The sequence below is a fragment of the Leifsonia sp. HAY1-4F genome (assembly GCF_056755275.1).
The window spans coordinates 61961-88784 of the sequence record NZ_JBNDHX010000005.1 but is presented as its reverse complement, the minus strand read 5'-3'; the positions used below and the strand labels follow the sequence as shown (position 1 = coordinate 88784).

General features: G+C 70.8%; 30 protein-coding genes. 26 read left to right on the top strand and 4 right to left on the bottom strand.

The genetic code is table 11. The annotated features are described in order from the left end of the window. The first annotated feature begins 139 nt into the window (after positions 1 to 139). From fliD to arfA, 18 genes are all read left to right on the top strand, one after another. Complete coding sequence (fliD, locus tag ACPYOG_RS02330; RefSeq protein ID WP_481292649.1) at positions 140 to 1525, top strand: flagellar filament capping protein FliD; 1386 nt, start codon at positions 140 to 142, stop codon at positions 1523 to 1525. Beyond that, entirely contained in the window at positions 1525 to 1968 is a 444-nt protein-coding gene (locus ACPYOG_RS02325; protein WP_481292648.1) for a flagellar export chaperone FliS, read from the top strand. Before fliD ends, ACPYOG_RS02325 begins: the two co-directional genes overlap by 1 nt. Beyond that, positions 1949 to 2248 (top strand): hypothetical protein, encoded by a 300-nt coding sequence (locus ACPYOG_RS02320; protein WP_481292647.1) that lies wholly within the window; start codon positions 1949 to 1951, stop codon positions 2246 to 2248. Before ACPYOG_RS02325 ends, ACPYOG_RS02320 begins: the two co-directional genes overlap by 20 nt. Positions 2249 to 2605: 357 nt before the next feature. Further along, positions 2606 to 2947: a flagellar basal body rod protein FlgB gene (flgB, locus tag ACPYOG_RS02315; RefSeq protein WP_481292646.1), complete on the top strand. Its 342-nt coding sequence runs from the start codon at positions 2606 to 2608 to the stop codon at positions 2945 to 2947. Between the two features lie 29 nt (positions 2948 to 2976). Beyond that, the gene (locus tag ACPYOG_RS02310; protein WP_481292645.1) at positions 2977 to 3369 is read left to right on the top strand and encodes a flagellar basal body rod protein FlgC; all 393 of its coding nucleotides are present in this window, start codon (positions 2977 to 2979) and stop codon (positions 3367 to 3369) included. After that, positions 3369 to 3692 carry a flagellar hook-basal body complex protein FliE gene (gene fliE / locus ACPYOG_RS02305; RefSeq protein ID WP_481292644.1) on the top strand — a complete coding sequence of 108 codons (324 nt, stop codon included), beginning with the start codon at positions 3369 to 3371 and terminating at the stop codon, positions 3690 to 3692. Before ACPYOG_RS02310 ends, fliE begins: the two co-directional genes overlap by 1 nt. Beyond that, on the top strand, positions 3692 to 5293 hold the full coding sequence (gene fliF / locus ACPYOG_RS02300; RefSeq protein WP_481292643.1) for a flagellar basal-body MS-ring/collar protein FliF: 1602 nt from the start codon (positions 3692 to 3694) through the stop codon (positions 5291 to 5293). Before fliE ends, fliF begins: the two co-directional genes overlap by 1 nt. Next, positions 5290 to 6300, top strand: a complete 1011-nt coding sequence (fliG, locus tag ACPYOG_RS02295; RefSeq protein ID WP_481292642.1) for a flagellar motor switch protein FliG — start codon at positions 5290 to 5292, stop codon at positions 6298 to 6300. Before fliF ends, fliG begins: the two co-directional genes overlap by 4 nt. After that, the gene (locus tag ACPYOG_RS02290; RefSeq protein WP_481292641.1) at positions 6290 to 6919 is read left to right on the top strand and encodes a FliH/SctL family protein; all 630 of its coding nucleotides are present in this window, start codon (positions 6290 to 6292) and stop codon (positions 6917 to 6919) included. Before fliG ends, ACPYOG_RS02290 begins: the two co-directional genes overlap by 11 nt. Next, positions 6916 to 8241, top strand: a complete 1326-nt coding sequence (locus tag ACPYOG_RS02285; RefSeq protein WP_481292640.1) for a FliI/YscN family ATPase — start codon at positions 6916 to 6918, stop codon at positions 8239 to 8241. Before ACPYOG_RS02290 ends, ACPYOG_RS02285 begins: the two co-directional genes overlap by 4 nt. After that, the gene (locus ACPYOG_RS02280) at positions 8241 to 8675 is read left to right on the top strand and encodes a hypothetical protein (RefSeq protein ID WP_481292639.1); all 435 of its coding nucleotides are present in this window, start codon (positions 8241 to 8243) and stop codon (positions 8673 to 8675) included. Before ACPYOG_RS02285 ends, ACPYOG_RS02280 begins: the two co-directional genes overlap by 1 nt. Further along, a complete protein-coding gene (locus tag ACPYOG_RS02275) occupies positions 8672 to 9364 on the top strand; it encodes a C40 family peptidase (RefSeq protein WP_481292638.1) in 693 nt (230 codons plus the stop codon). Before ACPYOG_RS02280 ends, ACPYOG_RS02275 begins: the two co-directional genes overlap by 4 nt. After that, positions 9361 to 10836 (top strand): flagellar hook-length control protein FliK, encoded by a 1476-nt coding sequence (locus ACPYOG_RS02270; protein WP_481292637.1) that lies wholly within the window; start codon positions 9361 to 9363, stop codon positions 10834 to 10836. The genes ACPYOG_RS02275 and ACPYOG_RS02270 overlap by 4 nt, the downstream gene beginning before the upstream one ends. Positions 10837 to 10848: 12 nt before the next feature. After that, positions 10849 to 11313, top strand: a complete 465-nt coding sequence (locus ACPYOG_RS02265) for a flagellar hook assembly protein FlgD (protein WP_481292636.1) — start codon at positions 10849 to 10851, stop codon at positions 11311 to 11313. A 31-nt stretch (positions 11314 to 11344) separates the two neighbouring features. Beyond that, the gene (locus tag ACPYOG_RS02260; protein ID WP_481292635.1) at positions 11345 to 12517 is read left to right on the top strand and encodes a flagellar hook protein FlgE; all 1173 of its coding nucleotides are present in this window, start codon (positions 11345 to 11347) and stop codon (positions 12515 to 12517) included. Between the two features lie 155 nt (positions 12518 to 12672). Beyond that, the gene (locus ACPYOG_RS02255; protein WP_481292634.1) at positions 12673 to 13422 is read left to right on the top strand and encodes an ABC transporter permease; all 750 of its coding nucleotides are present in this window, start codon (positions 12673 to 12675) and stop codon (positions 13420 to 13422) included. 76 nt (positions 13423 to 13498) lie between these two features. Further along, positions 13499 to 14512: a LacI family DNA-binding transcriptional regulator gene (locus ACPYOG_RS02250; protein WP_481292633.1), complete on the top strand. Its 1014-nt coding sequence runs from the start codon at positions 13499 to 13501 to the stop codon at positions 14510 to 14512. An 85-nt stretch (positions 14513 to 14597) separates the two neighbouring features. Then, entirely contained in the window at positions 14598 to 16103 is a 1506-nt protein-coding gene (arfA, locus tag ACPYOG_RS02245) for an arabinosylfuranosidase ArfA (RefSeq protein ID WP_481292632.1), read from the top strand. Positions 16104 to 16114: 11 nt separating this feature from the next. Here the strand turns inward: arfA and ACPYOG_RS02240 are convergent, their stop codons facing one another. The 3 genes from ACPYOG_RS02240 to ACPYOG_RS02230 are packed head-to-tail and all read right to left on the bottom strand — an operon-like array spanning position 16115 to position 18145. Further along, complete coding sequence (locus ACPYOG_RS02240; protein WP_481292631.1) at positions 16115 to 16963, bottom strand: OmpA/MotB family protein; 849 nt, start codon at positions 16961 to 16963, stop codon at positions 16115 to 16117. A gap of 1 nt (position 16964) precedes the next feature. Next, positions 16965 to 17783 (bottom strand): motility protein A, encoded by an 819-nt coding sequence (locus ACPYOG_RS02235; RefSeq protein ID WP_481292630.1) that lies wholly within the window; start codon positions 17781 to 17783, stop codon positions 16965 to 16967. Continuing rightward, on the bottom strand, positions 17783 to 18145 hold the full coding sequence (locus ACPYOG_RS02230) for a flagellar FlbD family protein (RefSeq protein ID WP_481292629.1): 363 nt from the start codon (positions 18143 to 18145) through the stop codon (positions 17783 to 17785). Before ACPYOG_RS02230 ends, ACPYOG_RS02235 begins: the two co-directional genes overlap by 1 nt. A 119-nt stretch (positions 18146 to 18264) precedes the next feature. Here ACPYOG_RS02230 and ACPYOG_RS02225 point away from each other — a divergent pair, with 119 nt between their 5' ends. Further along, the gene (locus ACPYOG_RS02225) at positions 18265 to 19149 is read left to right on the top strand and encodes a flagellar motor switch protein FliM (protein ID WP_481292628.1); all 885 of its coding nucleotides are present in this window, start codon (positions 18265 to 18267) and stop codon (positions 19147 to 19149) included. A gap of 3 nt (positions 19150 to 19152) precedes the next feature. Continuing rightward, entirely contained in the window at positions 19153 to 19875 is a 723-nt protein-coding gene (fliN, locus tag ACPYOG_RS02220; RefSeq protein WP_481292627.1) for a flagellar motor switch protein FliN, read from the top strand. Between the two features lie 33 nt (positions 19876 to 19908). Here the strand turns inward: fliN and ACPYOG_RS02215 are convergent, their stop codons facing one another. Further along, positions 19909 to 21117 (bottom strand): hypothetical protein, encoded by a 1209-nt coding sequence (locus tag ACPYOG_RS02215; RefSeq protein WP_481292626.1) that lies wholly within the window; start codon positions 21115 to 21117, stop codon positions 19909 to 19911. 145 nt (positions 21118 to 21262) lie between these two features. On the opposite strand from ACPYOG_RS02215, the gene ACPYOG_RS02210 reads away from it, so the two are divergent. The 6 genes from ACPYOG_RS02210 to ACPYOG_RS02185 are packed head-to-tail and all read left to right on the top strand — an operon-like array spanning position 21263 to position 26822. Beyond that, on the top strand, positions 21263 to 21790 hold the full coding sequence (locus ACPYOG_RS02210; RefSeq protein WP_481292625.1) for a flagellar biosynthetic protein FliO: 528 nt from the start codon (positions 21263 to 21265) through the stop codon (positions 21788 to 21790). After that, the gene (fliP, locus tag ACPYOG_RS02205) at positions 21751 to 22632 is read left to right on the top strand and encodes a flagellar type III secretion system pore protein FliP (RefSeq protein ID WP_481292624.1); all 882 of its coding nucleotides are present in this window, start codon (positions 21751 to 21753) and stop codon (positions 22630 to 22632) included. The genes ACPYOG_RS02210 and fliP overlap by 40 nt, the downstream gene beginning before the upstream one ends. Continuing rightward, a complete protein-coding gene (locus ACPYOG_RS02200; RefSeq protein WP_481292623.1) occupies positions 22629 to 22904 on the top strand; it encodes a flagellar biosynthetic protein FliQ in 276 nt (91 codons plus the stop codon). Before fliP ends, ACPYOG_RS02200 begins: the two co-directional genes overlap by 4 nt. Positions 22905 to 22909: 5 nt before the next feature. Next, positions 22910 to 23680 carry a flagellar biosynthetic protein FliR gene (locus ACPYOG_RS02195; RefSeq protein ID WP_481292622.1) on the top strand — a complete coding sequence of 257 codons (771 nt, stop codon included), beginning with the start codon at positions 22910 to 22912 and terminating at the stop codon, positions 23678 to 23680. Beyond that, positions 23677 to 24768, top strand: a complete 1092-nt coding sequence (locus ACPYOG_RS02190; RefSeq protein ID WP_481292621.1) for an EscU/YscU/HrcU family type III secretion system export apparatus switch protein — start codon at positions 23677 to 23679, stop codon at positions 24766 to 24768. The genes ACPYOG_RS02195 and ACPYOG_RS02190 overlap by 4 nt, the downstream gene beginning before the upstream one ends. Positions 24769 to 24827: 59 nt before the next feature. Then, a complete protein-coding gene (locus ACPYOG_RS02185) occupies positions 24828 to 26822 on the top strand; it encodes a flagellar biosynthesis protein FlhA (protein WP_481292652.1) in 1995 nt (664 codons plus the stop codon). Positions 26823 to 26824 lie beyond the last annotated feature (2 nt).

Sequence of the window (26824 nt, the reverse complement as noted above, 5' to 3'; positions counted from 1 at the left end):
CCCCCCAGATTAGCGAGTGTCTCGTGGGCTCGGAGATGTGTATAAGAGACAGATGCGGACGCACGCCCCGGCCGCCGACCACCTCTGCACCCGCAGCACCCGAACCGCCACAGCAGACTCGTGAGAGGGAGACCACCGGATGGGAATGGCCGTCGACGGACTCATCAGCGGCCTCGACACCACATCGCTGATCAACAACCTGATGCAGGCGGAGGCGATTCCGCAGACCCTGCTGAAGAACAAGGTCAGCGACTCCACGAACTTCATCACGGCGATGCAGGCCCTCAATGCGAAGGTCGCGACGCTCGCCGATTCGGCGGGGAAGCTGGCGGCGCCGGCCGGCACCGACCTCCACACGGCCACCAGCAGCTCCACCGCGGTCACCGCGACCGCGGGCACGGGAGCGGTGGATGGCACGATCGACTTCACCGTGGACCAGCTGGCCCAGTCCCAGGTCACGGTCACCGGTCCCCTCACCCAGTGGCCGGATCAGCCGCCGACGCTCACGTTCGTCGCGGCGAACGGGACCACCACACAGGTCACCGCGGCCAGCGCCTCCCTCGCGGATGTCGCTGCGGCGATCAACCAGGCGGGAGCCGGCGTCAGTGCCACCCAGGTCGCGGCGGGACTGGACCCGGCGACCGGTCAGCCGCTCTACCGGCTGCAGCTCAGCTCGACCACGACCGGGGCGGCCGCCGCGTTCACCGCCTACCGAGGGACGTCTGCGGACGTGGCGGCCGGGACGGCGACGAACCTCCTGTCCGACCCGGGCGCTGCTCAGGTCCGCCAGGCGCAGGACGCACAGCTGACCCTGTGGGCGGGAACGGGCGCCGCGCAGACGGTCACCAGCGCCTCCAACACGTTCACCGACGTGCTGCCGGGGGTCGGCGTCTCGGTGACTGCCGCATCCACCACCCCCGTCACGCTGACGGTGGCGCGAGACGACAAGAGCCTGTCGGCTGCGGCCGGCTCGCTCGTCACGAGCGTCAACGACATCCTCACCTTCATCAGTCAGAAGCAGGCGGTCGCGACCTCCACGGACGCGGCGGGAGGCACCGTCGTGACCGGCGGCGTCTTCACCGGCGACTCCACGACACGCGATGTGAACCAGCAGCTGGTGGATGCGATCATCTCTCCCATCGGCGGCGTCTCGCCCTCCACCTACGGCATCAGCATCACGCGCGATGGCACCGTCACGTTCGACCAGGACGCCTTCACGAAGGCGATGGCCGCCGATCCCGACACCGTGAAGTCCGCCCTGGCGACCATCGCGCAGCGGGTCTCGGACGCGGGCAAGAGCGCCAGCGACACGTACACCGGCTCGATCTCGCTGAAGATCCAGGGCGAGCAGTCGACGGTGAAAGACCTCAACGACCAGATCACCGACTGGGACACCCGCCTCGCCGACCGGCGCTCCACGCTCGAGAAGACCTACGCGAACCTGGAGGTGCAGCTCCAGCAGCTGCAGTCCCAGTCCTCGTGGCTGACCGGCCAGCTCTCCTCGCTCCCGGCTGCGAGCGCCTGATGAACGTCCTCACCTCCGCCGCCGCGAAGCTCTCGGCCTACAACCGCGACAGCGTCCTCTCCGCGAGTCCGGCGCGCCTCCTGACGATGCTCTACGACCGGCTGCTGCTCGACCTGACCCGCGGGGAGGCCGCGCTCACCGCCGGGCAGTGGCCGACGGCGTGGGAGAACCTGCGTCACGCCGACCAGATCGTGGCCGAGCTGGCGTCGACCCTGCGCGTCGACCTGTGGGACGGCGCCGAGGGCCTGCTGCGCCTCTACGGCTACCTCGCGGACCTGATCGTCGGCGGGATGATCGAGCGCGACGTGACGAAGGTGCGCGAGGCGATCGGCCTGGCGGAGCCGCTGCGCCGGACCTGGCACGATGCCGCCGCTCTGCTGCCCGCGGCGGGGCCGGCGACCACCACTCCGACGGAAGCGGACCGTGACCTCGGCGTCGCCTGACGAGCCTGGCGCCTGGGCGGAAGCCCTGGACCGGATGGAGCAGGAACTGCACGGCGCGCTGAAGAAGGCGGAGCCCGTCCCCTGGCGTCCGCCGATCGCACTGGGCCCCATCCCGGCCGGGTTGCAGGAGCGCGCCGCGCGGCTGCTGGAAGCGCAGCTGCACACGATCCGGTATCTCGAGGATGTGCGACGGACGACGGCACGCCACCTCGCCGCCGTGCGATCCGTACCCCGGTCGGACGTCGGGGCGCACCCGGTGTTCTTCGATCTGCTCGGCTGAGAGACTCCACACTTCTCCACCTGTGGATAACCCTGTTGAGAATCCGTGGATACGCAGCAGTATCGTGTGGAGGACACGCGCGAGATTTGTGGATTCACAGATTCTCAGGTTTCAGAAATGCCTTCTGACCGGGGATTCTGTCGCAATGCATTCATAATCGAAGGTCTCTTCGAAAGCACACCGGTGTAATTCACAATGGGGGACACGTTGTGGATGACCGTGTGGGAAATCGGCAGCCGCACATCCCGGGAATGCTCTCCCTAACGCCGTGAGGACACCTGCCGATAGCTCTTCGTGAGCACGGATCGCTCATCGACTGGCCACGGACAGGCCGCCCCACGACCCAGGAGTGCAGCCGTGCTCGAATCCGTGACCAGCGCCGCCCTGGCCAGCGCCCTCGACGGTCTCGCCGCGCGCCAGCGCGCCATCGCGAACAACATCGCCAACGTCAACACGCCGGGTTACACGGCCGAGCGCGTCTCGTTCGAGAACGCCCTGGCGGCCTCGGTCGCCGAGCACGACGGTCACGCCGGCGCGACCATGGCCCGGTCGCTCGAGCCGACCCGCCTCGACGGCAACAACGTGAACCTCGACACCGAGACGCTCTCCAACGTCGACACCGTCCTCCGCTTCCAGTTCGCCTCGCAGGCGGCGGGCAACGAGTTCTCGGCGCTCCGCGCGGCGCTGAAGACCAGCTGACGCCGGACCACCACACCAAGGAGCATGACGTGACTTTCGACGCCATCGGGATCGCCGGGACAGGCCTCACCCTGCACCGCAAGTGGCTGGACGCGATCGCGGACAATCTGGCCAACGTCAACACCGCGAAACCTACCAGCGGAGCCGCCTTCCAGGCCCGCTACATCGTCGCTCAGGAGGGGCAGGGCGACTCCGGCGTCTACGTCGCGGGCTCCGCCCTCGGCAGCGCCGAAGGGCGGATGGTGTACGAGCCGGGCAACCCGATCGCCGACGCACAGGGGTATGTGCGCTACCCGGACATCGACCTCTCCGAGCAGATGGGGGCGCTGATCATGGCCCAGCGCGGCTATCAGGCGAACGCGGGCGTCGTCGACCGCGCGAAGGAGACCTACCAGGCAGCCCTCCAGATCGGGAGGAGCTGATGACGATCCCGGCCATCGGAGCAGTGCCCGGCCTCGGAGCGAGCGCCGGGCTGGCAGCGACGTCCGGCGCCTCCGCGGCGCCGGCGGCGAGCGGTACAGGGGGAGTGTCGTTCGGGAGCGCGCTCACCGGCGCCATCGATGACCTGCAGCAGCTGCAGGGCACGAGCGACAAGCTCGCCATCCAGGCGGTCACCGGGAATCTGGACGACATCCACAATGCCACCCTCGCCTCCACACGCGCCCAGGTGACTCTGGAGCTGGTGGCCGGCGTGCGCAACAAGGCTGTCGACGCGTTCAACGAGATCATGCGGATGCAGGCCTGATGCCGCAGCAGGTGACCAGCTTCCTCCGGCGGCTCGGCGACACGATCCGCGGCTTCTCGGTGGCCCAGCGGACCATTGCGATCATCGGCATCGCGGTGGTCGGTCTCGGCGTCACCGGGATCGCCCTGTGGGCGTCGCAGCCGACGTACACGCCGCTGTTCTCGGGCGTCGCTGCGTCGGATGCCTCCGCGATCGTCGACCAGCTCCGCACCGACGGGGTGCCGTATCAGCTGACGGACGGCGGCGCGACGATCCTGGTGCCGCAGGAGAAGGTGTACGACGAGCGGCTCAAGGCGGCGTCGGCCGGGCTTCCCGCATCCACCACCGGGGGCTACTCGCTGCTGGACAAGATGGGCGTGACCTCGTCCGAATTCCAGCAGAACGTCACCTACAAGCGCGCGATGGAGGGCGAGCTGGGCAACACCATCTCCGCCATGAAGGGGGTCAAGACCGCATCGGTGCGGCTCGCGATCCCGCAGGAGACGGTGTTCGCGTCGGAGAAGAAGGACCCGACGGCGTCCGTCTTCATCGAGACCCAGAGCGGAGTGACGCTGACGGCCGAGCAGGTGCAGGCGATCGTCCACCTGACGAGCGCCGCTGTGCCCGACATGAAGCCGACGGACGTCGCGGTCGTCGATGCGGACGGGACCGTCCTCAGCACGGTCGGAGGCGGCGCGACCGGGGGAGCGGACAAGCAGGCGAGCGACTACGAGACCCGCGTGAAGACGGCCGTGCAGGAGATGCTCGACCGGGTCGTCGGCGCCGGGAACGCCACAGTCGCCGTGGCGGCCGACGTCAGCACGCAGAGCGCGCAGCGCACGGTGGAGTCGTTCACGACTCCGACGAACGCGCCGTCGCTGAGCGAGACGACGCAGAAGGAGACCTACACCGGTTCCGGCGGCGGCAGCGCGGGCGTCCTCGGCCCGGACAACATCGCGGTCCCGAACGGGACCAATGGCAACGGCACCTTCGACTCGGAGTCGAGCACCAAGGACAACGCGGTCGACAAGGTCACCGAGCAGCGCACGATCCCGGCCGGCGCCATCAACCGGCAGACCGTCTCCGTGGCGCTCAACTCGGACGCCGTCGGCGGGGTGAGCGCCAACGAGATCCGCAACCTCGTCAACGCAGCGGCGGGCATCGACGTCACGCGTGGCGACTCGGTCAGCGTCGAAATGGTCCCGTTCAGCACGGCGGGAGCGACGGAGGCGGCGAAGGCGCTGCAGGAGACGAAGGACGCGGCGGCGGCCGACCAGCTGAGCAGCCTGATCCGCACCTCGGTCATCGCTGCGGGCATCCTCGCGGCGGCCATCGTCGCCTTCCTGCTGTTCCGCCGCGGTCGCCGGCGCTCGGAGGAGCAGGCGTCGCTGGCGAGAGATCGGGACACGCTCGCGCTCGATGCCGGGACGTTCCCGTTCGCCCTGCAGCAGGCGGCGCCGACCGTGCCGATGCAGCTCGATCCGCTGCCGGACCCCGGCTCGGATCCCGCGGAGGTGGAGGCGGACCGCCGGCGGACCGAGATCGAAGCGCTCGCCGAACGTGACCCGCAGCGGACGGCGGAGTTCCTCCGCAGCCTGATGGATGACAGGGCCGGCGCATGAGCACGGCCCTGACCGGCGCGCAGAAGGTCGCCGTGGTGCTGATGAACCTGGACCAGCATCGAGCGGCCCAGGTGATGAAGCAGTTCTCCGATGCGGAGGCCGACGAGATCACCGCAGAGATCCTGCGGCTGCGGCGGGTCGACCCCGGCGTGGCCGAGAAGGCGCTGAGCGAGTTCCACGAGCTCGCGACCCGGGGCGCGGTGACGACGCGCGGCGGCCGCGACATCGCGGTGGGGCTGCTGGAGGCGTCGTTCGGCGCCGAGCGGGCGACCGGCGTGATGAACCGCGTGGCCTCCAACCTGGCGGGCAAGCAGTTCGAGTTCCTGGATGCGGTCGAGCCCGCCCAGGTGCAGATGCTGCTGGCCGGCGAGCTTCCGCAGACCAGCGCCCTCGTGCTCGCGCACCTGCGCGCGGATCACGCGTCGCGCATCCTGGCCGGGCTGGACGACCGGGCACGCACCGAGGTGGCCCACGCGATCGCGACGATGGGGTCGCCCAGCCCCGACGCGGTGCGGGTGGTCGCCGAGACCCTGAAGCAGCGTGCGAGCGCCGTCGTCTCCTCGCGCGCGTCGTCCGACGCCGTCGGGGGAGTGCAGCCGCTGGTCGACATCATCAACCGCTCCGATGCGGCCACCGAGAAGGCGCTGCTGGAGGCGCTGGAGGTGCGCGATCCGCAGCTCGCCGAGGAGGTGCGCTCCCGGATGCTCACGTTCGACGACATCGTCCGGCTCGAGGCGCGCGACGTGCAGCAGGTGCTGCGCGGGGTGGATGCGGCGGTGCTCGCCGTCGCGATGAAGGGCGCACCGGAGGCGGTCGCCGCCATCATCACGGCGAACCTGTCCGAGCGCAACCGCGAGATCCTCGAGGAGGAGGTCCGCATCCTCGGTCCGGTGCGGGTCTCGCAGGTGGAGGACGCGCGTGCGGAGATCGTCCGAGCGATCCACGACCTGGAGGCCGCCGGAACGATCACGGTGCAACGCGGGGACGAGGACGCGTATGTCGACTGAGGCGGTGCTCACGCAGGACTTCTCGCCCCTGGTGCTTCCCGTGATCGCGGAGTCGGAGCACGAGAAGTCGGCCGCGGCGTCCGCGCGCTCACGTGGCTTCGCGGCGGGCTTCGCCGAGGGCCGGCGGGAGGCCGCCCGGGAGCAGGCGCGGTGGCTGGCCGACGCGGAGGATGCGCGCGCTGCAGAGAGTGCAGAGGCCGCGGAGCGCGTCGCCGTGCTGGCCGTGGCGCTGCGTGAAGCCGCTGTGGAGCTCCGTGAGGCGACCGTGCCCGTGGTGGCGGAGGCCGAGGCGGCACTGGTGGATGCGGCGTTCGAGCTCGCGACGGCGGTGGTGGGCGTCGCCCTGCAGGATCCGCTGGAGGCGGCCCGCGCGGCGGTCGCGCGGGTGCGCGTGGGATCGACGGGGCCGGCCGGAATCGTACCGGTCGTCCGCCTGCACCCGGACGACGTGGCGAGGCTTGACGAGGCGGCCCTCGACGGAGCCGGCGTGCCGCGCGACCTGCAGCTCGTCGCCGATCCGTCCCTCGCCCGGGGCGATGCGATCGGCGAGCTGCCGGCCGGGTGGCTGGACGGGCGCATCCACTCGGCTCTCGACCGGGCGAAGGAGGCGCTCTCGTGAGCGCGCTGCTGAGCCGATGGGATGCGGCGGTCGCGGCCGCGGGCGTGGAGCGCGTCGGCCGGGTCACCGCCGTGGTCGGACTGGGCGCCGAAGTCGAGGGAGTCCCGGCCGCGCTCGGTGACGTCGTCGTGATCGGCGCCGAACCGGGCGTGCACGCCGAGGTCGTCGCGACCACGTCGGAGCGCATCCGCGTCATGCCCTACGGCTCGTTGACCGGCGTCGCGGCTGGAGCGCCGGCGCGGGCGGTGCGGGCCCCTCTCCTCGTCCCGACCGGACGCGGGATGCTGGGCCGCGTCATCGACGCGCTGGGCCGGCCGATCGACGGCCGCGGTCCCATCGAGCCGGACGGCTTCGTGCCGCTGAGCAACCGGGCGCCCGACGCCATGCGCCGTGCGCGCATCCTGCAGCCGCTCGGACTCGGCGTGCGCGTGCTGGACACGATGGCCACGGCGGGACGGGGACAGCGTCTCGGGCTGTTCGCGGGCTCGGGAGTCGGCAAGTCGTCGCTCCTGTCCATGGTCGCCCGCGGAACGGACGCGCAGGTGTCCGTGATCGCGCTGGTGGGGGAGCGCGGGCGCGAGGTCCGCGAGTTCCTCGAAGACGACCTGGGGCCGGCCGGGCTCGCCCGGTCGGTCGTCGTGGTCGCCACCTCGGACGAGCCGGCGGTCATGCGGCTGCGAGCCGCGTTTGCGGCCACGCGGATCGCGGAGTCCTTCCGCGACGAGGGGGCGGACGTCGTCCTGATGATGGACTCGCTCACGCGTGTCGCGATGGCCCAGCGCGAGATCGGCCTGTCGGCGGGGGAGCCGCCCGCGACCCGCGGCTATCCGCCCTCGACGTTCTCGCTGCTGGCGCAGCTGCTGGAGCGCGCCGGAACCGCCGAGTCCGGCTCCATCACCGGTCTCTACACGGTTCTCGTGGACGGCGACGACCACAACGAGCCGATCGCCGACGCCGCCCGCTCCCTCCTCGACGGGCATGTCGTGCTCGACCGGAAACTTTCCGTCATCGGCCATTTTCCCTCGGTGGACGTGCTCGGCTCCGTCTCGCGGCTTGCCACGCGGGTCACCACCTCGCAGCAGCGGGCGGCCGCCGTGACGCTGCGCAGCATCCTCGCCGCCCGCGTCGCCGCGCAGGATCTGCTCGACGTCGGCGCGTACAAGCCGGGGACGAATCCGAAGGTGGATGCGGCGGTCGCCCACGCGGACGCGATCGACGCGTTCCTGCGTCAGGGCATCGACGAGCCGGCCGCCCCTGCCGAGTCCTGGGCGCGTCTCGAGGCACTCACGCGAATGCTCGGCGGAATGCCGGGAGGCGCATGATGGCACGGGCGTTCGCACTGGCCGGGCTGCTGCGGCTGCGGCAGATCGAGAAGGAGCACGCGGCGAGCGACCTCGCGGCCGCCAACGCACTGCGGCGGGATGCGGGGGAGCGGCAGGCGCGGGCCATCGCGGCCCTGCACTCCGTGCCGGCCGAGGCGACCGACGCGAGCACGCTGTTCGCGATGGCGGCGGCACGCGCCTCCAGCCGCAGCATGCTCGCGGACCTGTCGGCGCTCGCTGCGGAGACCGAAGCGCGGGCCGCTGCCGCCCAGGACGCGTTCCGGGAGGCGAAGAAGCGCGCGGTCGGGCTGGAGAAGCTCGAGACGCGCCACCGAGCCGAGATCGTCGCCGGCGACCTGAGCGCTGAGCAGGCCGCGATCGACGAGGTCGCGACCGGCGGCTGGCAGCGGACCCGGGACGGGAGAGGCGCATGAGCGTCACAGAGGCCATCGGGCGGATCGCGCAGATCCAGGCGACGCTGATGCAGTTGGAGGTGGGGACGGCGTCGGGGGTATCCGGGGCTTCCGTAGGTTCGGGGACTGTCGGAGCGTCCGGCGGGTCCGGCACCTCGGCCACGGACTTCGCTTCCGCCCTGTCGGGTGCCGTGAGCGCCGCGCAGGGCGGGTCAGCAGGGGGCGTGACCGGAGCCGACGTCGTCGCCGACGCGAAGAAGTACCTCGGCGTGCCGTACGTCTTCGGCGGGACGAGTGCGTCCGGCCTCGACTGCTCCGGCCTCGTCCAGCGCGTGTTCAAGGACCTGGGGATGGACGTGCCGCGACTCGTCTCGGGTCAGTCCACCCTCGGGACCGCCGTGCCGTCCCTGGCGCAGGCGCAGCCCGGCGACCTCATCGTGACCAACGGCGGCGACCACATCGTCATCTACGCGGGAGACGGCAAGGTCATCCATGCGCCGAGCGAAGGCCGCAAGGTCAGCCTGGTGGACAACTGGATGAGCGACTCCGACATCGTGACGATCCGGCGGGTGCTGCCGCAGGCAGCCGGTGGGGCCGGCGCAGGCGGCGCGACCGGGGTGTCGGGTCTGGCGGCTTCGTCCGTCGCGTCGGCGCAGGCGGACATGCTGCGGTCTCTGTTCGCGTCGCTCACTCAGGGAGGGTCGCTGTGAGCCCGGCGGCGGTGGCGTCGGCTCCCGGTGCGCCGGCGGCCGCGCCCGCGGGTCCGGCGCGTGCGGCGAGCGGGGGCACGCGATCGGGCGAGACGTTCGACGCGTTTCTCCAGGGCGCCGTGGATGCGGTGCCTCGCACCGAGGGCGGAGAGGCCGGATCGCACCCCGTCCGGCACGGGGCGACGACCGTTTCCGAGAAGGATGCGACGGGTGAGGCACCGGGGTCGGGGCAAGCATCGGGGGCGGCGCAGCCGTCGGCGTCCGATGGGACGGGGTCGCAGTCATCGGCGTCCGATGCATCGGGGGCGGCCGTGGCGGCCCCGAACGCTGATCCAGGAGCAGGTCTCGCGAACGCGGTGACGCCGCCCGTCATGCAGCTCGGCGGGCTCGGGGCATCCACTCAGCTCGCCGCGACCATGCCGACGGCGGTCACGGCAGCGACGGTGACGGCAGCCGCGGTCACTGCAGCGGCTCCGAGCGCAGCCGCATCCGCCCCAGGGTCGACCGGGGCGACCGCGGGCACGCCCGGCGGCGTTCCCCGGACCGCTGCGATGACGCAGGCCCTCTCCGCTGCGGCTCCTACGGCGGGCTCTCCGGCGAGGAGCGCAGCTACGAAGAGCCCACAGCCCCTGCCGTCGCGACCGGAGCCCGTCGAGGCTCGGAGCGGCGTGCAGCCGACTCGATCGGCTTCGCCCGCGACTCCTCTGGCCGCCTCCCTGCCCGCGACGCCGGACGGATCCTCGCGCACGACAGGACAGGGCGCCCCCGTCGCCCCCGGTGCGCTCGTCCCGGCGGCCGCGCCACGACCGTCGCAGGCGACGGACATGACATCGGCCGCATCGGCACCAGCCACTGCCGCCTCCACCCTGCTGTCGTCCTCCACCGCCGTCCCGTCCCCGCGTGAGAAGGCACTCGCCGTCGAGCCCGCACCGGCCGCCGCCACGATGCAGCCGCCCGGCGACCGCACGGTCCCAGTGCAACCGGCCGCCGCCGCGCCCGCCACACCGGCGCCTGCCGCATCCACCCCATCCCCCAGCACTCCGTCCCTCCCCGCCCAGCTCGCGCGGCCGGTCTTCACCCTCGCCGCCGCAGGAGCCGGCGAGCACGTGATGACCGTCCACGTCACACCCGACGCGCTGGGTCCGGTGACCGTGCGGGCGCACGTCGGCGGAGAGGGCGTCCGGGTCGAGCTCTTCGCGCCCACCGATGCGGGGCGCGATGCGCTGCGCGCGATCCTTCCGGACCTCCGCCGCGACCTTTCCGGCGCCGGGCTCAGCGGGACGCTGGACTTGTCCTCGCAGAGCCAGCCGTCGCCGCACCAGGACCCGTCCGCCGCCGGCCGTCATCCGTTCGCCGAGGCCGCCGGACGGCGGCGCACGGGTTCCGCGACCGTGGCGACCGCCGCATCCACCCGCTCCCTCCCCTCCGCACCCGCGGACGGGTCCGCTCACACCATCGACCTCATCGTCTAGAAGGGAGCCACCGTGGCCATCGACCCCATCACCGGAGCCGATTCCGCCTCCACGGGCGGCATCTACTCCACCGCGCCGACGCGCGCGCCGAAGCAGTCGCTCGACAGCGAGGCGTTCATGCAGCTGCTGGTCACCCAGCTCCGCAACCAGGACCCCAGCTCGCCGATGGACACCAACCAGATGATCGCGCAGACGACTCAGCTCGCCATGATGGAGAAACTGACCAGCATGGACGGCACCGCGCAGGAGGGCTTCGCGCTGCAGATGCGGCAGGCCGCTGCGGCCCTCGTCGGCCACACCGTCAGCTACCTGGACAAGAGCGGCACGGCGCAGACCGGCGTCGCCTCCTCCGTCTCGTATGCGGGCCCGGTGCCGATCGTCACCATAGGCGACCAGAAACTGCCTCTCGACGCGATCCTCGGCGTCGTGACTCCCGCGCCGGCCGGCTCGGGCGCATCCACTTCGCCCACCGTCTGACCTCCGAACGTCCTGAAGAAAGGGAACCACCATGCTCCGCTCGCTCTACTCCGGGATCTCCGGCCTCCGCTCCCACCAGGCGATGCTGGATGTGACCGGCAACAACATCGCCAACGTCAACACCACCGCGTTCAAGTCGTCCGCCGTGCAGTTCCAGGACACGCTCTCCCAGTTGGTGCAGGGCGCCGGCGGGCCGCAGGCGGAGACCGGGGGGACCAACCCGGCGCAGATCGGCCTGGGCGTGCTGGTCGCCGGCATCTCGACGAACTTCGCCCAGGGCGCCGCGCAGTCGACCGGCCGCGCGACGGACATGATGATCAACGGCGACGGCTTCTTCGTCATGAAGGCCGGCGGGCAGACCGTCTACACGCGTGACGGCGCACTGGACCCCGACGCCCTCGGCCGGCTGGTCGGACCCGGCGGCGCCATCCTCCAGGGCTGGAACGCGGTCAACGGCGTCGTGCAGCAGGGCGGCGCGCTCAGCGACGTCACGATCCCGCTGAAGGCCGTCACGCCCGCCTCGGCCACCACCGGTGCGAACGTGACCGGCAACCTCCCCTCGGATGCGGTCGTGGGCGACCAGCTCGTCCGCGATGTCTCCGTCTACGACGCCACCGGCACGGCTCGCAAGCTGACGCTGACCTTCACCAAGAACAGCACCGGCTGGGATGTGGCGGGCGCGGACGCGGCCGGTGCCACCGGAACCGGCTCGCTCACCTTCACCAACGGCGTCCTGACCAGCGGCGGAGGGCTCACGGTCGGCGGGGTGAACGTCAACCTCGGCGCCGTGACCGGCTACTCCGGGATCACCACCGTCGCGTTCGCAGACCAGAACGGCCGCGCGGCCGGGACCCTCGAATCCTTCACCCTCGACAAGGACGGCACCATCACCGGCCTGTTCTCGAACGGCGACAAGCAGGCCGTCGGGCGCATCGCGCTCGCCACTTTCGTCAACCCCGGCGGTCTGGAGAAGGCCGGCGGCTCCACCTACCGCGCCACCGTCAACTCGGGCACGGCCCAGCTCGGCGGTCCCGGCGAGGACGGCCTCGGCTCCCTCCAGGGCGGCTCCCTCGAGATGTCGAACGTGGACCTGTCCCAGGAGTTCACCAACCTGATCGTCGCCCAGCGCGGCTTCCAGGCGAACGCCCGCATCATCACGACTTCCGACGAGGTGCTGCAGGAGCTGACGAACCTGAAGCGGTGATCCGGCTGCCGAAAAGGGAGGAGATCCCGGCCGGCACGCCGCTGCGAGGCCGGAAACGGAGGTGGATGCGGGCTGGGCGGGGCGGGGACGCCTCCGTTTGCGGCATGCGCGAGGCCGCCGTGTCCAGCGCGGGGGCCAGCACGTAGGCTCGTGGCGTGCCGATCGTCCAGGAGCTGGCGCCGACCCTGCTCGGGGTGGCGGTGCTCGCGCTCGTCGCGGTGGCGGTCCTCGCCGGGTACGGCGTGCCGCACCGCTGGGCGCCGGCGCTGGCGATCCTGCGTGGGGCAGCGCAGCTCGCCGTCATCAGCGTCGTCCTCGCCGGCGTCATCACGGATCCGCGGTGGGTGGCTCTGGCGCTCGTGGTCATGTTCTCGGTGGCCGCCGGGACGGCCACGCACCGGATCGGCTGGTCGCGCGATCACGCCCTCATGATGGCGACCGCCATGGCGACCGGGGTGATCGTGTCGTTCTCGGTGGTCTTCCTGACCGGTGCCATCCAGTTCAGCTCGCGCTACGCCCTCGCGATCGGAGGGATCGTGATCGGCAACTCGATGAGCATCGCGACCCTCGCCGGGCGACGCTTCACCGAGGCGGTCCGCGATCACTGGGAGGAGGTGGAGGGGTGGCTCGCCCTCGGCGCGAAGCCCCGGCAGTCGACGCTGGAACTCGCGCGCGGCGCGGTGTACTCGGCGCTCATCCCCTCGGTGGATCAGACCAAGACGACCGGGCTCGTCACCCTACCCGGAGCCTTCGTCGGCGCCATCTTCGGCGGTGTCTCGCCGCTCGAGGCCGGCCGGTTCCAGGTAGTCGTGCTGGCGGCGATCATGGCGGCGGGGGCGATCACGGCGGTCATCGTGTCCGCGTGGCTGGCGCCCGTGCGGGTCCGTCCGGCCGCTCTGCGCTGACCCGGGGGACATCGCCGTCACATCCCGACCTCTAACGTTGTAATCTCGACCGAGAGGCACGTGAGAGGGGAACACCGTGGCTGTGACCATGCAGGACGTCAGCGTTCTGGCGGGCGTGTCGATCAAGACCGTCTCGAACGTGATCAACGACTTCCCGCACGTCCGCGAGCACACCAGGCACAAGGTGCTCGACGCCATCCAGACGCTCGGCTACACGCCCAATCATTCGGCGCGCAGCCTGCGCTCCGGCCGCACCAACGTGATCTCGCTCATGATCCCGAACCTGCGGAACGCCTACTTCGCCGAGCTCGCGGACTCGGTCATGCAGGCCGCGGCCGACGCCGGACTCGCCGTGCTGATCGAGCAGTTCGGCGACGACCGTCCGCACGAGCTCGGCGTCCTGCGGCATCCTCACGCCCGGATGGTCGACGGCGTCCTGCACAGCGTGCTCGCCCTCGACGAGGCCGGCGCCGGGCTGATCGGGGATCTGACGACTCCGGTCGTCCTGCTCGGCGACCGGAACTTCGCCTCGCCGCGCGACCACGTCATCATCCAGAACACGGAGGGCGCCCGGGCCGCGACCGAGCACCTGCTGGCGTCCGGCCGACGTCGCATCGTCGCCTTCGGCGCGCACCCTGGCGAGGTCACGGGCTCGGCCGCACTGCGTCTGGAGGGCTACCGGCAGGCACTCGCCGCGGCGGACATCCCGTTCGACCCGTCCCTCGTGGTCCCGGTCAGCTTCTGGCACCGCCACAACGGCGCAGAGGGGATGCGCGACTTCCTCGCCACCGGCGCCTCGTTCGACGGCGTGGTCGCCTTCAACGACGCCATCGCGCTCGGCGCCCTGCGCGCGTTCCAGGAGGCCGGCCGCCGCGTCCCCGAGGACGTCGCCGTCATCGGCTTCGACGACATCGACGAGACGCGCTACTCGATCCCGACCCTCTCGACGATCGATCCGGGCAGGGACGAGATCGCGCGGGCCGCTGTCGAGCTCCTTGTCAGGCGGATCGAGGGGGACGACGAGCCCTTCGTCCCCGAGGCCATCGAGGTGCCCTTCCGCCTGGTGGAGCGCGAGTCCAGCGCGAGCTGACGAGTCCGGTTGACATGATCCCGGCTCTCCCACCATCATGGTGTCTGCAACGTTGTTCTATAACGTTGTAGGAACCCAGGAGACCATGTCTGAGACACGAATCGCCCTCGACCGCTCTGCGCGCGTCGCGACCGTCAACCGCCGCATCTTCGGCTCGTTCGTCGAGCACCTGGGGCGGTGTGTGTACGACGGCATCTACGAGCCGGGACACCCCACGGCGAATGAGGACGGGTTCCGGCTGGATGTGGTGGAGCTGGTGCGGGAGCTCGGCTCGAGCACGATCCGCTACCCGGGCGGCAACTTCGTCTCCGGGTTCCGCTGGGAGGACTCGGTCGGGCCGCGCGAGAACCGGCCGGTGCGCCGCGACCTCGCCTGGCACTCGCTCGAGTCGAACCAAGTCGGGCTGGACGAGTTCGCCCGCTGGCTGAAGCTGACGGACTCCGAGCTGATGCTCGCCGTCAACCTCGGAACGCGGGGGATCGAGGCGGCACTGGACCTGCTCGAGTACGCCAACCATCCCTCCGGCACGGCGTTGAGCGATCTCCGGATCGCGAACGGGACGCCCGAGCCGCACGACATCCGCATGTGGTGCCTGGGCAACGAAATGGACGGCCCGTGGCAGACCGGCTACATGACGGCCGACGACTACGGCAAGCTGGCCGCCCGCACCGCGGCGGCGATGAAGATGGCCGACGAGCATCTCGAGCTCGTCGTCTGCGGCTCGTCCGGTTCCGGGATGCCGACGTTCGGCGAGTGGGAGCGCATCGTCCTGGAGCACGCCTACGAGCACGTCGACTTCGTCTCCGCCCACGCGTACTACCAGGAGCGCGGCGGTGACCTCGGGTCCTTCCTTGCCTCGTCCGTCGACATGCAGTACTTCATCGACACCGTGGTCGCGACGGCGGACCACGTCGGAAACAAGCTGAAGAACCGCAAGAAGATCCAGATCTCGTTCGACGAGTGGAACGTCTGGTACATCGACGAGCACAAGGACTCCGAGGAGGTCAACCACGAGTGGCGGCACGCGCCGCGCCAGCTGGAGGACGTCTACTCGGTCGCCGACGCGGTCGTCCTCGGCAACCTGCTGATCACCCTGCTGAAGAACCACGACCGGGTGACCAGCGCATCCCTTGCCCAGCTGGTGAACGTCATCGCTCCGATCATGACGGAGCCGGGCGGAGCGGCGTGGCGGCAGACGACGTTCTTCCCGTTCTCGGTGACCAGTCGCCTGGCTCGCGGCGAGGTGCTCCGGCCGGACATCACGACGGGCACGTACGAGACCGCGGTCTACGGGGCGGCGGACCTCGTGGATGCCGTCGCCACCTTCGACGAGGCGGACGGCTCCGCCGCACTCTTCGTCGTCAACCGCAGCGGCACCGAGACCCAGACCATCCAGGTGGATGTGCGCGACCTCGGCGTGGACCGGGTGCGCGAGGCCCTGTCCCTCTGGGACGAGGACGTGTACGCGAAGAACACGCTGGAGGACCAGGAGCGGGTGGGCCTGCGCCCGACCCCCGTCGCGTCGCTGGCCGACGGCATCCTCACCCTGGAGCTCCCCCCGGTCTCCTGGACCGGCGTCTCCCTCGGCTGAGCCCCGCGGGCTCAGCCGGCGGCGGAGGGCGCGGCCGGCACGGGCGCCGCGCCCGGAGCCGCGCCCGGCGTGTTCAGCGCCTGGGGGATGAGCGACCGGACGTCCTCCGGCTGTGCGGAGAGCACCACCACATCCACGCGCCGGTTCAGGGCGAGGTCGCTGTCGGTCGTGCTCGTGTGTCCGTCGACCGGGCGGGCCGATCCGAAACTGACGGCTGCGATGCGTGACTGGGGGAAGCCGTTCACCTCGACGAGGTGGCGCAGGACGCTGGTGGCGCGTCCGGCGGAGAGCTCCCAGTTCGTCGGGTAGGGCGCTCCCGGCTGGCGCAGGTCGGCGTGCCCCTCGACGGAGACCGCATAGGACGCCGGGGCCAGCACCGGGCCGATGTCGTTCAGCACCAGCACGGCACGCGGGCTCAGCTCTGCGCGGTTGGAGTCGAAGAAGGTGGAGTTGCCGACCAGGCCGATCGTGAGCCCGCGCGAGTCGATCTTCAGCTCCACCGCATCCTGCAGGCCGTCGCGGGTGAGCGCCGCCTCGATGAGGTCCTTCAGGTGCTGCAGGCTCTGGACCTCCTGCTGGGCGAGGGCGAAGTCCGTCGACTTCCCCGACTCGTCCACGTGCTTCGGCGGGACGACGACCCCCTTGGCCGTGTCCACCTTCTGGGACTTCACCTGGCCGAAGCCGGTCGCGAGGGAGTCCTTCAGCTGCTCGAACTTCTTCGCGTCGACGGTCGACATCGCGAAGAGGACGATGAACATGCACATGAGCACGGTGACCATGTCCATGTAGGAGGCCATCCAGCGCTCCTCGTTCTCATGCTCCTCGGGTTCCTCGTGCCTCCGGCGGCGGCGGGCGGACATGTCAGGCGGCTTCCTCGACGGGATCCTTGGCGCCGCGCGACGGCTTGGCGGTCTTCGCTGCGGGCTTCTCCGCCTCGCCGCCCGGCACCATGGCGCGCAGGCGCTCGCCGAGGAGGCGCGGCTGGCTGCCGGACTGCACCGCCAGGACGCCCTCCATCAGCAGCGTCATCCGCTCCACCTCGAGCTCGGACAGCCGGCGCAGGCGCGCGCCGAGCGGCAGCCACAGGAAGTTGGCCGAGAGGAGGCCCCACAGGGTGGCGACGAAGGCGCTGGCGATCATCGGACCCAGCTCGCCGGGGGAGGCCAGGTTCTCGAGCACGTGGGTGAGCGACACGACCGTGCCGATGATGCCGATGGTCGGGGCATAGCCTCCCATCCCGCTGAAGAACTTGGCGGCGACGCGGTCCTTCTTGGAGCGGGTGGCGATCTCGTCCTCGAGCAGCACGCGCAGCTCGTCGCCGTCGGTGCCGTCTGCGATGTTCTGCAGCGCGCGCTTCAGGAACGGGTCCTCGACGCTCTCCGCCTCCTGCTCCATGGCGAGCAGGCCGCTGGCCCGCGCCTTCTCGGCGAGGCCCACGACCTGCTCGATCACCTGCTGCGGAGGTTCGATCCTGCCGCGGAATGCGCGGGGCAGCGCCTTCACCGCGACCACGGAGTCCCGGATGGTCCCGCTCGCGATCCCGACGGCGATGGTCGCCCCGAAGACCAGCACCATGGGCGCGGGCAGCAGCAGCGAACTCAGGTGGGCGCCCTCCATGGTCACCATCGCGGCGACTGCGCCGAACGCCAGGACGATGCCGATGATCGTTGCGGGATCCATCACTTCCTCCGTGCTCGAAGCGGCAGGGCAGGGGCTTCGGGATGCGCCGGCGTCTCGTCGTCCTCCAGCCCGCTGAGCGGGACGAGTCCGAGCGGCGGAGCCGGGATCGGGCGGGGACCGGCGGCGGGGAGGTCATGGGCGAGCGCGATCACCCGCGCCCGGTAGGCGGCGATCTTCTCGATGACCTCGCTCAGCGACTCGGTGACGATGAACTTCGCCCCGTCGACCATCACGAGGGTGGTGTCGGGGCTCGCGTGGATGCGCTCGATCAGGTCGGGGTTGACCGCGAACCGGCTGTCGTTCAATCGGGTGACGACGATCATGAGGGCGAATCCTGGTCTCGGCTCCGCGTGAGCCGTCACGAGGGCACTATCGGTCCGGGGTGGGCGGTCGTTAGGGGATGCGGCGTGGACGACGGGCGCCGGGCGGACTGTCGACGCGGCGGCTAACGGGATGCGTGCGGCGGCCGATAGTCCTGCCCGTGACCACTCTGCAGGCCCCGGCGCCCGACGCGCCCGAGGCGCCGGTCTACGACTTCCGGCGGCCGACGACGCTCGCCCGCGAGCACTCGCGGGTCCTGGAGCTGGCGTTCGAGACATTCGCCCGGCAGTGGGCGACCCAGCTCACGGCGAAGGTGCGGGTGCTCAGCCAGGTGGAGTGCGACTCCGTTCAGCTGCAGACCTACGACGAGTACGCGGCGTCGCTGCCCGCGACGACGGCGATGGTGCTCTGCGAGCTCGAGGGCGTGGTGCCGAAGGCCGTCCTCCAGTTCCCGACGGTCGCCGGGTTGTCCTGGGTGAACGCGATGCTGGGCGGCCAGGGGACGCCGGTCGACCACGAACGGACCTTCACCCAGATCGAGCAGGCGCTGGTGCGCCGGCTGATGGATGATGCGCTCGAGGATCTCCGCTATTCGCTCGGCTCCATTCTGGTCGCCGGGATCGCGGTGGACGCCATCCAGTACAACTCCCAGTTCGCGCAGGCCGCGGCCACGGCCGAGCTGATGGTCGTCGCCGGCTTCGACCTGCGCGTCGGCGAGAACACCGCCCGGGCCACGGTCGCGCTGCCCGCGGTGGCGCTGCTGCCGCAGCTCGGCGAGACGAATCCGACACACAGCGCCGACAACGCGCGCGAGCTGGTCGACGCTCAGCTGGCGCGCGTACCGGTGGAGGTGGCCGTGCGGCTGACGCAGGCGAGCGTTCGCCCCAGCGTGGTGCTGGGGCTCGACGTCGGCGACCTGCTGCCGCTGCCGCATCCACAGCACCGGCCGTTCGATCTGACAGTGGGCGGGCAGACCGTCGCCTCGGCCGCACTTGGCTCGAGCGGCTCCCGCCTCGCCTGCGTGATCATCGACACAGAGGACTGAACCATGAGCATGACCAGCATCGCGAACGCCACCGGAATCTCCCTCGGCCAGGCGCAGGCCGCCGCCGAGGCGCTCGCACGGGTGCTGCCGACCGGCGCCCCGATCACTCCACTGCTCGCGCAGGGCTCCGAGGTGCGGGAGGCTGCGCGGGCCGTGGTCGCATCCTTCGTCGGATCCGTCTCGGCCGAACTGGCCGTCGTGCTCCTGGAGGTGCCACAGCTGGTGGACGAGGGCGCGGACGGCTCCCCGCTGGTGGCGGTGCAGGACGTGCTGCAGCCGGCACTCGAGGCAGCCAGCGACACGCTGGGCGCGGGGGTGCTCGACGACGCGCGCATCGACGACGCCTCCGCGCTGTTCACCGACCCCGCGACGACCGTGTTCGCTCTGTCCGGCTCCGCGGGCGTCGCGGGCTGGTTCGCCGTACGCGGTCGCTTCTCCCGGTCCTCCGCCGAGCCCTCGGCGGGAGGCGTTCTGGGTGGCAAGCTGGCCAGGATCAGCAACGTGGAGATGGCGCTCACCGTCGAGATCGGCCGCACGCGCATGGCCGTGCGCGACGTGCTCGCCATGGAGCCGGGGGCCGTCATCGAACTGGACCGCTCGGCCGGGTCGCCTGCGGACGTCCTGCTCAACGGCCGTCTCATCGCCCACGGCGAGATCGTGGTCGTGGACCAGGACTACGCCGTGCGGATCACGAAGATCCTGGATACGGCGGAAGACCTGGACTGACGGCCGGGTGCCCTCCGGAGGCTCCCGCCGCGTTCAGCGGCACTGGCCGGCGACCGCGATCTGCTCGTCGCTCGGCCGGCCGTACGCCTCGATGCCCGACCCTCCCACGTCGAAGCCCATCGAGATGGCCCAGGCGGTGGCCCACATCTCGTCGTCGTCGCGGAACGCGGGTCCGTCGAAGAGCGCCTTGCAGGCCGTCCGCACCACCTGGGAGTGACCGACCTCGTGCGTGATCAGGGCTTTTGCATTCACATCCCCGCGGGCCCAGCCGTCCTGGATGGGGAAGTTCAGGTCGATCGTGGCCCAGCCGCCGTCTCCCTCGTGATACTGCGTGGTGCCCGAGTACCAGCCCTCGCCCAGGCCCCTGACCTCGGCGTGCCATTCGAAGTCGAGGGTGACGCCATGTGCGATCGAGCGCGCGTACGCCTCGATCTGCGCCCGGATGGGATACGCCGGGTCCTGCTTCTCCGCCTCGCCTGCCGCCTGGGAAGCGGTCACTCCGTCCGTCGCGTCGATGAGGTTCACGAGCCCCGCACCGCCGAACCCCCCAGTGACCACGCCGTGGACTCCGGCATCGATGGCGTGCCGCAGGTCGACCTTGCTCGCATAGGTCGCCGAATCGTCCGCCGTCAGCACCTGCTCGCCGTGTGCGGCGAGTTCGCGGTACACGTCGTGGGCGGTGGTCGAGAAGACCGCCTGCGCCGCATCCAGAGCCTTCAGCTCGGCGGAACGGGTCCGTGTGAGGGCGTGCTCGTCGTGGGCGAGCTGCGCCTTGTGCTGCACGTCGCCGATGACGGTCCAGGGCAGCAGATCCGCGGCGGTCGCCCTGATCTTCGGCGGCTCGAACGACGTGTAGCTGAGCGTGCGGCTCTTCGCCTCGAGGCCCGCCTCGGCGTCGGAGAGGCTCTTCGCGGTCGCCACTGCCAGGTAATCCGGACGTGCATGGTCGGTGAACACGGCGATCGAGAACAGGGAGGCGCGCGCCTTGTCCAGCGCTATCCCGCGCGCGTCCGTCACGTCGCTCAGTGCCTTCGAGGCGGCCACCACCTCCCGGTAGGCGGACGTGGACTGCACGGTCGCGATCGCCTGCCACGCGTATCCCGCGCCGGTCACCGCGCCCGCTGACAGCAGCACGGATGCGGTGATCGTCACCCAGAGGCGCCATCGCCGCTTGCGAGGCGCGGGGTGCGCTGCCGCCGGCTGCGCTTCCGGTGCCTGCTCGGTCGTCTCCGCGTCGGTCACTGCTGGTCCCTCGGTTCGTGGTCGTCTGGTGCGGATTCCGCCGCATCCCAGCGCGCAGCTCCCCCCAGGAGAAGACGCTAGCGTGTCGCGGACGTGACGCGCACCGCGGCTAACGGGACGCACGCAGCGGCCGATAGTGCGGGGCGTGGAGACCCTGTTCATCGCCCTGCGCGTGCTCGTCGTGCTGGGCGTGATCGTGGCGCTGCTGTGCTTCGTCCAGCGCCGCGTCACCCGGGGGCGCGCCTCCCGTCGAGGGCGGCGTCGCCGCGGTGACGCGGTCACCCTCGTCGGCCGGCAGGGCGTCGGCCCGAAGGCCTCGGTCGTCGTCGTGGATGTGGACGGCCGGCGATTCGTGCTCGGCGTCACCGAGCGGGAGGTCTCCGTCCTCCACACCGGCGATCGCCCGCAGGAGGCGGAGGTCGCCCACCTGGTCCCGGTCCGCGAGCCGGAGGCCCGCACGGGCACAGACCACGCGACCGGCAGGCGACGCAGCGCAACCAGCAGCACCAGCAGCACCAGCAGCACCAGCAGCACCAACCCCACCCCCAGGCAGGATGCCGACTTCCTCACGGCGCACGGACGCGCCTCGCTCTTCGACGAGGCACTCAAAGGCTCGATCCTGTCCCCGGCAACGTGGCGGCAGGCGAGTTCGGCGGTGCGGCAGAAGAGGTGACGGCGCGCGCCGGGAGGGCGCCTCGCCTCGCGCTGGCCGGAATCCTGGTCGCGCTCATCGTCGTCGCGATCGTGCTACTCGGCGCGAACGCGGCGCACGCGGTCCCCACGCCCGTCCCGTCGCCGACCGGCCCGCCCGGCCCCGCGAATCCCGCCGGTCCCACGGGTAGCGGCGGCATCACCCTCGACATCAACGGCCCCAACGGCACGCCGAGCGCCGCCATCCTGACGCTCCTCGGCATCACCCTGCTGTCGGTGGCCCCCGCGCTGCTGCTGATGATGTCATCGTTCACGAAGATCTTCGTCGTGCTCGCGATCACCCGGAACGCGCTCGCGCTCCCGTCCATCCCGCCGAACCAGGTGCTCGCCGGCCTCTCGCTGTTCCTCAGCCTGTTCATCATGAGCCCGGTGCTCGTGGACATCAACAACTCGGCCGTGCAGCCGTACCTCGCCGGCCACCTGGACTTCACCACGGCGATCCATCTCGCGGAGGCCCCGCTGCGCGGCTTCATGGCGGCGCACACCCGCGAGGAGGACATCGCGCTGATGACCCGGGCCGCCGGGCGGGCGAACCCGTCGAGCATGAAGGACGTCCCCATCCTCACGCTCATCCCGGCGTTCATGATCTCCGAGCTGAGGGCCGCCTTCATCATCGGGTTCGTCATCTTCGTGCCGTTCCTCGTCATCGACATGGTGGTCTCGGCCGCGCTCATGTCGATGGGCATGATGATGCTGCCGCCGGTGATGATCTCGCTGCCGTTCAAGATCCTGCTCTTCGTGCTGGTCGACGGCTGGGGCCTCATCATCACGAGTCTCATCACGAGCTACCGGGGTGGCGGATGAACCCCAACGCCGTCCTCGACATCGCGATGCAGGGCCTCCTCGTCACGGCGAAGCTCGCCGCTCCCATCGTCATCACCGCGCTGGTCGTCGGTTTCGCCATCTCGCTGGTGCAGTCGATCACCCAGATCCAGGAGGTCACCCTCTCGTTCGTGCCGAAGGCGGCCGCCGTCGCGGTGGCGCTCATCGTCTGCGGGCAGTGGATGATCTCCGAGCTCGTGACGTTCACCCACGTGCTCTTCGACAAGATCCCGCAGCTGCTGGGCGGCGGCTGATGGCAATGCCCATAGAGCTTGGCCCGATCGATCTGGGCGCGATCGAGGCGGTCGCGCTGGCGTCGCTGCGGATGGTGGCGTTCCTCGTGATCGCGCCGCCCTTCTCGTACAACGGATTCCCGGCGCAGGTGAAGGGGATGCTCGCGATCGGTCTCGCGGTGGCGGTCGCCCCGCGCGCCGGCGCCGGATACCACTCGGGCGACACGGGGGCCTTCGTGCTGGCGATGCTGCGCGAGCTGGCGGTGGGCGCGACCCTCGGGTTCCTGGTCTTCGTCGTCTTCGCGGCCATCCAGTCGGCGGGGAGCCTGGTGGATCTGTTCGGCGGGTTCCAGCTGGCGCAGGCGTTCGACCCGCAGTCGATGATCAACGGCGCCCAGTTCACGCGGATGTTCCAGCTGACCGCCCTCGCGCTGCTCTTCGCATCCGGCGGCTACCAGCTGATCATCGGCGGGTTGGTGCGGAGCTTCGACGCCATCCCCCTGGCCGCGGGTCTCGACCTCGCCGACCCGGTGAGGGAGATGGTCACCGGCGTCACGCAGCTGTTCCTCGCCTCCCTGCAGATCGCCGGTCCGCTGATCGTCGTGCTGTTCCTGGCGGATGTCGGTCTGGGCCTGCTCACCCGCGTGGCGCCCGCGCTCAACGCCTTCTCGCTCGGCTTCCCGCTGAAGATCATGCTCACGGTCGTCCTCTCCGGCGTCGTGTTCGTCGCGCTTCCCGGTGTCGTCTCCGGGCTGACCGACACCGCCGTCAAAGCCATGCTGGGGGTGGGCCGATGAGCGACGCGCAGGAGCGCACCGAGAAGGCGACCGACAAGCGGATGAAGGAGGCCCGCTCGAAGGGCCGCCTCGGCACGTCGTCCGACCTCAACGCGTGGATCGGCGTCGGGGCGGCCGCGGTGATGCTGCCGTTCACCCTCCAGGCCGGGTCGGCCGCGGCCGTCGACCAGCTCTTCTCCGTCCGGTCCGTGATCGAGAGCCCGGACCCGGCGAAGGCGGTCGCTGCGCTCGGCGACGGGCTCGGCAGCATCCTGGCGACGATCGGGCCGCTGCTCGGGGTCGCAGCGCTCGCCGTCATCGGTGCGGCCGCGGTGCAGGGCGGCATCCATCTCAAGAAGCTCGAGGGCAGGTTCGAGCAGTTCGACCTCGTGCAGGGCATCGGCCGGGTGTTCGGGATGCGCGCGCTCTGGGAGGGCGCCAAGACCCTGCTGAAGTCGGCCGTCGTCGCCGTCGGGCTGTTCCTCGTCGTCCAGGGCCTCCTGCCGGTGCTGCTGACCTCCGGCTCACTGCCGCTCGGCTCGCTGCTCTCCGCCGCTTCGGGCGGGGTCGCCGGGCTGCTGCAGGCCGCCGTCGGTGCGGGACTGGTGCTCGCCGGACTGGATGTGCTCGTCGTCCTGCGCCGCAACCGCAAGCACACCCGCATGAGCAAGCAGGAGCTACGGGACGAGAACAAGAACACCGAGGGCGACCCCCTGGTCCGCTCCCACCGCCGCTCGCGTCAGCTGGCGATGAGCCGCAACCGGATGATCGCCGCGATCGGAGGGTCGGATGTGGTGCTCGTCAACCCGACGCACATCGCCGTCGCCGTGAAGTACGAGCCCGGCCGCTCGGCTCCGCGGGTCGTCGCGAAGGGCGCGGGGGCGATCGCGCTGCGCATCCGCGAGAAGGCCGAAGAGGAGCGCGTGCCGATCGTCAAGGACATCCCCCTCGCCCGTGCCCTGCATGCCGGCTGCCAGGTCGGCGACGAGATCCCGGTCGAACTGTACAACTCGGTCGCCCGGGTCCTCGCCTTCGTGCTGTCGCTCAAGCAGCGCGGCTCGGCGGCCGGATTCCACACCATGCGACCCCAGCTGGGAGGGCTGTCGTGAAGCAGAACAAGGGCCTGGCCGCACGGGTGGCCGTACCGATCGCCGTGGTCGGCATCATCATGCTGCTGGTCGTGCCCGTGCCGGCCTGGGTGCTCGACCTCCTGATCATCGTCAACATCATGCTGGCGCTGGTCATCCTGCTCACCACGATGTTCGTGAAGAAGCCGCTCGACTTCTCGGTCTTCCCGTCGCTGCTGCTCGTGGCGACCCTGTTCCGGCTGGGGCTCAACGTCGCCTCCACCCGGCTGGTGCTGGGGGACGGCTTCGCCGGTCAGGTCATCCAGGCGTTCGGTCACGTGGCGGTCGGCGGGTCGATCATCATCGGCGCGGTCGTGTTCCTGATCCTCGTCGTCATCCAGTTCATCGTGGTCACCAAGGGTGCGGAGCGCGTCGCCGAGGTGGGCGCGCGCTTCACGCTCGACGCCATGCCGGGCAAGCAGATGGCGATCGACGCGGACCTGAACGCCGGTCTCATCACCGAGGAGCAGGCACGGACGCGCCGCGCAGAGGTCTCGGCGGAGGCGGACTTCTACGGCGCGATGGACGGCGCATCCAAGTTCGTCAAGGGCGACGCGATCGCGGGCATCCTCATCATCGTCATCAATGTCGTCGGCGGTATCGCGATCGGGATGATCCAGCGCGGCATGCAACTCGGCGACGCGGTCAACTCGTACACGCTGCTCACCATCGGCGACGGCCTGGTGTCGCAGATCCCGGCCCTCCTCATGGCCGTGTCGACCGGCATGATCGTCACCCGCTCGAACGCCGAGTCGGATATGGGTACGACGGCCAGCAACCAGCTCAGCCAGTCGCGGAACGCGCTCATGATCGCGGGATGCGCCGCGATCGTCCTCGCGCTCATCCCCGGGATGCCGCCCATCCCGTTCGTGCTCGTCGGAGCGTTCCTCATCCTGGCGTCGCAGCGGATCAAGACCGCGCAGGCGGCGGCGAAGAAGTCGCAGGCCGCGCAGAACGCGGTCGCCACCGCGACCAAGACGGAGACGACCGAGGACCTGATCGAGCAGATGCGCATCCACGCCCTCGAGATCACGCTCGCGCCGGACCTCGTGGACATCGTCAGCGGCGCCTCCGATGACCTGCTCGCCCGCGTGCGCGCGCTGCGCCGCAAGATCGCGCTGGAGCTCGGCGTCATCGTCCCTCCGGTGCGGACCCGCGACAGCGCCGACCTCCCGCCGTCCACCTACGTGATCAAGGTCGCCGGCGTGGAGGGAGGGCGCGGGCAGGCGCCGTCGGGCCGGGTGCTCGCCCTCGGCGACGCCCTCGACACGCTTCCGGGCACGCCGACCGTCGAGCCTGTTTTCGGCCTCCCGGCGAAGTGGATCCCGTCCGAGATGCGGCACAGCGCCGAGCTCGGCGGAGCGACGGTCATCGACCGCGTCTCGGTGCTGATCACGCACCTGTCCTCGATCGTCACGGCGAACGCAGCACGCCTGCTCACCCGAGAGGACGTCCGCCTGCTCACCGAGGGCGTCAAGCAGATCAACCCGCCCGCGGTGGAGGAGCTCATCCCGGCTCTGCTGTCGCTCGCCGAGGTGCAGCGGGTGCTGCAGGGCCTGCTCGCCGAGCAGGTCCCGATCAACGACCTGCCGCGGATCCTGGAGGCGCTCACCCTGCGGGCCAAGGTGTCGAACGACCCCGAAGGCCTGGTGGAGGCCGCCCGCGCGGCGCTGGGACCGGCCGTCGTGGCGCCGCATCTGGACGCCGGGACGCTGCGGGTGATCATGATCGACCCCGGGCTCGAGCAGTCGATGCTCGAGGGTCTGCGCCCGTCGGAGTCCGGCACGCAGATCGTGCTGGACCCGGTGCGCCTGGAGGCGGTGCTCGCATCCATCCGCGACACCGCCGGGAGGCTGGACGAGTCGGGCGTCTCCGCCGTGCTCGTCTGCGCACCGGCGCTGCGACCTGCGCTCCGCCGGATGGTCGCCGGGCAGCTCGCGGGTCTCGCGGTGCTCTCGTACCAGGAGGTGACGGCCGTCCAGGCCGCGATCGAGACGGTGGGGGTGGTCCGCGGTGCGGAGTCGATCGCGGCCTGAGT